Source organism: Actinomycetota bacterium (assembly GCA_040754375.1).
Classification (GTDB): domain Bacteria; phylum Actinomycetota; class Acidimicrobiia; order Acidimicrobiales; family AC-14; genus JBFMCT01.
In genome coordinates, this window is the sequence record JBFMCT010000075.1 from 1 (window position 1) to 6,756 (window position 6,756).

General features: G+C 72.7%; 6 protein-coding genes. All 6 read right to left on the reverse strand.

All coding sequences use genetic code 11. The features are described 5' to 3' along the window. On the reverse strand, window positions 1-776 hold a 776-nt coding region (gene rpsB, locus AB1673_17125), incomplete at its 3' end, for a 30S ribosomal protein S2 (protein ID MEW6155680.1). A gap of 141 nt (window positions 777-917) precedes the next feature. Continuing rightward, a complete protein-coding gene (locus AB1673_17130) occupies window positions 918-2,087 on the reverse strand; it encodes a PQQ-binding-like beta-propeller repeat protein (GenBank protein ID MEW6155681.1) in 1,170 nt (389 codons plus the stop codon). A 5-nt stretch (window positions 2,088-2,092) separates the two neighbouring features. Then, entirely contained in the window at window positions 2,093-3,697 is a 1,605-nt protein-coding gene (locus AB1673_17135) for a peptidoglycan DD-metalloendopeptidase family protein (protein MEW6155682.1), read from the reverse strand. 98 nt (window positions 3,698-3,795) lie between these two features. Beyond that, window positions 3,796-4,626: a FliA/WhiG family RNA polymerase sigma factor gene (locus AB1673_17140; GenBank protein ID MEW6155683.1), complete on the reverse strand. Its 831-nt coding sequence runs from the start codon at window positions 4,624-4,626 to the stop codon at window positions 3,796-3,798. Beyond that, window positions 4,623-5,501, reverse strand: a complete 879-nt coding sequence (locus AB1673_17145) for a tyrosine-type recombinase/integrase (protein ID MEW6155684.1) — start codon at window positions 5,499-5,501, stop codon at window positions 4,623-4,625. Before AB1673_17145 ends, AB1673_17140 begins: the two co-directional genes overlap by 4 nt. A 162-nt stretch (window positions 5,502-5,663) precedes the next feature. After that, the coding region (locus AB1673_17150; protein ID MEW6155685.1) for a DNA-processing protein DprA at window positions 5,664-6,756 on the reverse strand (1,093 nt) is incomplete at its 5' end.

The window sequence follows — 6,756 nt, forward strand, 5'->3', positions numbered from 1 at the left end:
GCCTCGGCCTGCTGCTGGGTGCGCCGGGCCTCGGCTTGGGGGTCGAAGGCGGGCTCGGGCGCGGAAGCGGCCTGGCGGGCGTTGCGCTTGCCGGCGATCAGCCGGCCCTCCTCGACGGCGTCGGCCACGATCCGGCACATGAGGGTGCCCGCCCGGATGGCGTCGTCGTTGCCGGGGATGACGTACTGGATCACGTCGGGGTCGCAGTTGGTGTCGACCACGGCCACGATGGGCAGGCCCAGCTTGTTGGCCTCGGTGACGGCGATGTGCTCCTTCTTGGTGTCGATGATGAACACCGAGTCGGGCAGTTTGCCCAAGTTGCGGATACCCCCGAGGTTGCGCTGGAGCTTCTCGAGCTCGCGCGACAGGATCAGGGCCTCCTTCTTGGGCATGGCCTCGAAGTCGCCGGCCGCCAGCATGCGCTCGTACTCCTGCATCTTCTTGACCCGGGCGCTGATGGTCTGGAAGTTGGTGAGCATGCCGCCCAGCCAGCGCTCGTTGATGTAGGGCATCCCGCACTTCTTGGCGTAGCCCGAGATGGCGTCCTGGGTCTGCTTCTTGGTGCCCACGAACAGGATCGACCCGCCGTCGGCCACCAGGTCACGGACGTAGGTGTACGCCGCCTCGATCCGGTCGAGCGTCTGGTTGAGGTCGATGATGTAGATGCCATTGCGCTCGCCGAAGATGAACCGCTTCATCTTCGGGTTCCAGCGCCGGGTCTGGTGCCCGAAGTGGACCCCGGCCTCCAGTAGCTGCTTCATCGTGACGACTGCCACGGTGCCTCCCTTTCCCATCGGTTGAGCCGCTTGGCGCCGCGCCCCTGTGGGCGACCGTGGGATGCGACAAGCCGGACGTTCCCCGCGGGCTGCGGGGACTACGACTCTACCGTGCCGCCACGGGCCTGAGCTATGGCACCCTCACCACCCCTCGACGGCCGACAGGTAGTTCTCGCTGGCGGCCCGGGTAGCCACCAGCAGGAGCCCGCCCGGGCCCAGGGCCACGCCCGTGACCGCCCCGTCGGCCTCGTAGATCGTGGTCTCCAACCCGGGGCCGGCCAGGAGCAGCGGGCCGTCGACCAGGGGCAGGGCGAACCACCCCTGGGGGCCGGGCCCGGCCGGGGCGCCCCGGTCCGCGGCGCTGGCCACGTGGGCCTCCCACAGGACAGCCCCGTCGGCCTCCGCCAGTTGGGCCATGCCGCCCAGGCGGTGGGCGGCGAGCACCGAGCCGTCGGCCAGGGCCAGCGGTGGCACCTCCGACGACCCCGCCCCCACCATCTCGCGCCGCCAACGCTCGCTACCGTCGGCCAGTGACAAGGCCCGGGCCGTGGCGTCACCCACGACGGCCACCACCAGGGGGTCACGGCCGCCGCCTGCGGCCGTCACCGCCGGGGCACTCACCCCGTCGGGCGGAACGGGCACCGACCACCGCTGGCGGCCCGAGGCCAGGTCGACGGCCATCACCCCGGCCGCCCGGCCGGTGTCGAAGGTAGCCACCACGCTCGTCCCCCGGGCGGCCGCCGGACCGAAGGACGCTCCGCCCAGGGGCACCTTCCACACCTGGCGGCCGGTGGCCAGGTCGGCCGCCACCAGCGAACCCTCCCAGGTCGTCACCACCACCCGGTCGCCGGCCACCACCGGCGAGTTGGGCCGCTCGCCGACCTCGAGCTCCCAGCGCGGGCGGCCCGAAGCCCGGTCGTAGGCGACCAACGCCTCCTCGGTGGCCGCCACCACCAAGTCGGGAGTGAGGGCCGGCGCCACGTCGCGCAGGCGAGACCGCTCGACCAGCCAGACCTGCCGGCCCCGGCCGTCGACCAGTACCAACCGGCGCAGCCCGGCGACCACCGCCGCCCCCTCGGAGTCGGCCGCCGGTCGGCCCACCCCTGCGGGCGGCGGGGCCGCCCAGGCCCACCGTTCGTCCAGGCTCAGCTTGCGGGCACCCCCGGAGCTGCTCCCTCCGCCGTCGGCCGCCGGCCCGTCACCGCGGCCGGCACCGTTGCCGGCCGACGGCGAGGGCCCACCGCCTCCCCCGCAGGCACCCAGCACCGCCGCCAGTGCCGCCGCGACGGCACCGATCAGGACTTTCCCCATGTCGGTCACTCCCTCTTTCTCTTGCCATCGACCCGGGACGCCGCCAGGTAAGCCGCCGCACCGACGGCGTCCTGAGCGGTGGCGATCACATCGGAAACGACCGTGTCGGCCACCATGTTGCCCAGGCTCTGGCACGTCGGGGGCAGGCCGGCGACGGCCAGGGCCACCTCCCGGCGGCCTTCGTCGGACCCCGGCAGGGCACTGTGGTCGGTCAGGATCCCGTCGACTGACACCGTGACGTTGCGCCCGCCCTTTACCCGGCTGTGCAGGGCGGGGACCGTCAGGTCGCCGCGGGCGCTGATCGACGTCAGGCGCACCCCTTCGGGCAGCGCCTTACGATTGAGCCGGAACAGGAAGATCGAGGTCTCCGATAGTTGGGAGATGGAGTCGCCGGCCAGCTCGAAGGGCAGGGTCTCGGAGCCGTCGACGGCCTGCAACATGACATCGCCGATCGTCGTGTGGCTCAGCATCGTCAAGGCAGTGGCGATGTCGGTGCCCTTGTGCGGGCTGCCAAGAGTGACGAGGTTGGCGACCCGCGGGAAGCGGCCGGTCTCGTCGGGGTCGTACTCCTCGGCCAGCGCGGCCCGGGCGATGATGCCCCCCTGGGAGTGGGCGATGATGTCGACCGGCACCCCCGGTTTGTCGCGATGGACCTGCTCGAGCAGCTGCCGTAGCCGCTTGGCCTGTTCCCGCAGGTCGATGGTCGTGTCGCGCGCCGTGTAGGCATTCTGCTCGGTCGAGCCCCCCAGGTAGGAGAAGCGCAGCGACTCGTCGTAACCCAGCGCCGCCGGGTCGACGTCGTCGACCGAGTCACCGGGGGCCGACGACGAGCCGAGGCCGGCCACCAGCACGGCGATGCGCTTCTCGGGCAGTGGCGGGGGCTCGACGGACGCGGGCGTGCAGTCGCCGCGCTGGCGGTACCAGTCGAAGCCGGTGCGCACCAGCCGCCAGGTATGGATCTTGCTGTCGAACTGCCAGGCGTAGTGGATGACACCCAGCACCTCGTCGAAGCGGCCTTCGATCCTGTCGAGGACCTCGCCCGCCGCGAAATGCAGGGTGGCCCGGCCGGCATCGAACAGCTTGCGCAGGAACCGGCCGAGCCCGCTGCGCTCCTCGGCCTCGGTCCCCGGCTGACGGACCTCGTCGGGGACGAGAAAGACGTGGGGCGGCCCGTCGTCGAACAGGCTGCGGGGGTCGATGTAGGTCTCGCCCACCCGCGCCCCGAAGTGCAGCGACGGCCCCGACGTGCCCACGGGCTGGCCCTGGCGGACCTGGGCCCCGCGGTGGACCGCGATCGACTGCAGGAACGAGTAGCTGGTGCGGACCCCGTCGGCATGGAGGACGACGACGTGGAGGCTGCCGCCCACCTGGCCGGCGAACACGACCTCGCCGTCGGCCGCCGAGCGCACAGGGGCCCCCGGCTCGGGGGCGTAGTCGATCCCCCGGTTTCCCGGCTGCCAGTCCTTGTCGGGTAGCCGGAACTCGTCGACGACCGGCCCGTCGACGGGCGGTCGGTAGGAGACCCCGCCGGGACGCGCCCCGGCGGACTGGGCGGGCGTGGCGGCCAGCGCGAGGACGGTGACGGCCAAGAAGACGGCCAGGCGGCGCACGGGCGACCCCCAAGGGCTGGACGGGACCAGTAGGGGGAGTGGGGGGCGCCCGCAAGCGCCATAGTGAGATTACATCAGTCGAGCTGAGAATGCAAGGGTTATGCGGATTCTCGCTGCGGTTCAGCCAATTTCGCCCTTAGCTGGAGGACGGCCTTGGTGTGGATCTGGCAGACCCGGCTCTCGGTGATGTGCAGCATCTCGCCGATCTGGCCCAGCGTCCGGCTCTCGTAGTAGTACTGGGCCAGGACGAACTGCTCCCGCTCGGGCAGGCGGCCGATAGCCGACCTCAGCATCTCCTTGGTCTCCTGGATCTCGAAGGCGCCCACCGGCCCGATGTCCCGGTCGGCGATGGTGTCGCCCAGGGTGACCGTCTCGCCCCGGTCGGGACCAGCCGAAACCGTCTCCTCGAGGGCCACGATGCCGAAGAACGAGATCTGCCCGAACAGGTCCTGGAGCTCGGCGTCGGTCATGCCCAGTTCCTCGGCCACCTCCGAGTCGGTCGGAGTGCGCCCCAGCTCGGCCTCCAGCCGGGCGTAGGCCTTTTCCACCGAGCGGGACTTGGCCCGCATCGAGCGCGGCACCCAGTCGATCGAACGCAGCTCGTCGATGATGGAACCTCGGATGCGGGCGATGGCGTAGGTCTCGAACTTGAAGCCCCGTCCGAGGTCGAACTTGTCGATGGCGTCGATCAGCCCGAACATCCCGTAGCTCACGAGGTCGGCCTGCTCGATGCTGTGGGGCAGGCCGGCCGAGACCCGGCCGGCCACGTACTTGACGAGCGGGGCGTAGTGGAGGATGAGCCGGTTGCGGGCATCCACCGAGCCCGAACCCTTGTACTCGTCCCACAGGGCGGCGATCCCCGCCTCGAACCGGGAAGCGTGCTCTCCGTTGGCCGGTTCGGCGCTGTTGGGGGTGGGCCCGGTGCTCATGCTCGGGGGTGGGTGGCCTGGTGCACGGAACGGAGCCTTTCCTTGCTGACGTGGGTGTAGACCTGGGTCGTCGCCAAGTCGGCGTGCCCGAGAAGCTCTTGTACCGCCCGCAGGTCGGCGCCACCGTCGAGAAGGTGGGTAGCGAAAGTGTGGCGCAGGGCGTGGGGGTGCGTGGGCACGGGCGAGCAGCGGTCGAGGATGCGGCGCACGTCCCGGGGGGTCAGCGGCCCGCCCCGGCGGTTGAGGAAGACCTGGTCGGACGGCGAGGCCGGGCCGGCCATGTCCGCCCGCCCCCCTGGCTCGACGAGCCAGTCCCGGAGGGCGTCGACCGACGGGCCGCTCATCGGTAACCGTCGCTGCTTGGAGCCCTTGCCCCACACCGTGAGGCGGGCCCCACGGAGGTCGACGTCTGCGGTCCGCAGCCCGCACAGCTCGGACACCCGCAGCCCGCTCCCGTAGAGCAGCTCGACCACCGCCCGGTCCCGCCGACCCACCGCGCCCGGAGCCTTCCCCTCGCCCGCCCCGAGCAGGGTCTCGAGCTCGTGGGCCTTGAGGACGCGGGGCAGGCGGCCCTCGCCCCTGGGGGCCGACAGCCGGCGGGCCGGGTCGGTGGTGATCAGGCCGCGGCGCCGGGCCCACTCGAAGTACCGCCGCACCGACGCCGCCTTGCGGGCGATCGTGCGCCGGGCCAACCGGCGGGTGGAAAGGTGGGCCAGGTAACGGCGCAGCAAGGTGGGGGTGATGGCTTGCGGTCCGGTGACGCCCGCTCGCTCGGCCCACTCGGCGAACTGGTCGAGGTCGCTGCGGTAGGCGGCCACAGTCGCCGGAGCGGCCGAGACCAACGAACGTCCGAAGCCGTCGAAGTCCCAGGTCACCTGACCACGGTACCGCCGCCCGCTCCCGTGAGGCCGCTGCCGGCCCGCTCGGTCAGCCCGCCCGCCGCAGTTCGGAGCACGCACGAGGGCCCGACGCATGGGAACCTGGGCAAGAAACGACACGAGAGGTCACTTCTTGCAAAGGGCCTCGGGAGCCCCGGGTCAGGATCGATCGGACCGGCGTTCCCACCAACCGCCGCTGCCCGCCACCCAGCCGTCGCGTTCGAGGTGGGCCAAGGCGAGGCCAACTTCGGCGGGCGAGCGGCCGCTGGCCAGCACGACCTCCTCGAACGAAGCCGGGCTCCACCCCACGGCGTCGAGGACGGACTTGTCGGGCTCGGCCGGCGGTGGCCGAGGGTCGGTGGGGCCGGCCGAGCGGTCGGCCGGGGAGCACAGTTGCAGGGCCACGAGAACGTCGACGGCGTCGCGTGCCGGGTGGCAGCCGTCGGCCAGCAGGGAGTTGGGCAGCTCGCTGGTCAGGCTGTGGACCGGCCCGGGGACGGCCAGCACCGGACGGTCGCGGGCCATGGCGGCCGCCACCGTGTGCCGGGCCCCTCCCCGGTGCCGGGACTCGACGACCACCACGACCTCCGCGAGGGCGGCGATCACCCGGTTGCGGGCCGGGAACCGCCACGCTTCGGGGGCCGCCCCCAGGGGAGCCTCGCTGACGACAGCCCCGGCCGAAGCCACCTCCTTCCACAGGTCGCGGTGGGCCTTGGGGTAGACGATGTCGAGCCCGCTGCCCACGACGGCCAGCGGGGGTGCCCCGCCGGCCTTGAGGCAGCCCCGGTGGGCGGCCCCGTCGACCCCCAGGGCCAGGCCCGAGACAACACCCACCCCGGCGGTGGCCAGGTCGCGACCCAGGGCGAACGCCACCTCTCGCCCGTAGCGGCTGCAGTCGCGGCTACCCACGATGGCCACCCGCCGGCCCTCGATGGTGGCCACGTCGCCCCGGGAAAACAACACGGCCGGGGCCTCGGGATCTCCGTCCAGCGGCCCCGGGTAGCCGGCCCAGCCCCGCACGTGGGCCCGCACCCCCGCGGCCCGCAGCGCCTCCCACCCAGCCTCCACGTCGGTGGCCCGCGCCCGCCGGCGCCACGTGGCGACGAGGTCGTGGCCTTCGTCGCCGCCCGGCGCTCGGACCCGGCCCCGGCCCCGGCCGCCCGGGAGGACCAGCCGACCGGCCAGGACGGCCTCCCAGGCCACCGACGGCGCCACACCCCGCAGAACGGCCGCCAACCGGGCCGGCCCCATC

Excerpts from the sequence above, each read along its gene's own strand:
- AB1673_17130 (MEW6155681.1), bottom strand. The coding sequence starts at position 2,087 with ATGGGGAAAGTCCTGATCGGTGCCGTCGCGGCGGCACTGGCGGCGGTG.
- AB1673_17140 (MEW6155683.1), bottom strand. The coding sequence starts at position 4,626 with ATGAGCACCGGGCCCACCCCCAACAGCGCCGAACCGGCCAACGGAGAG.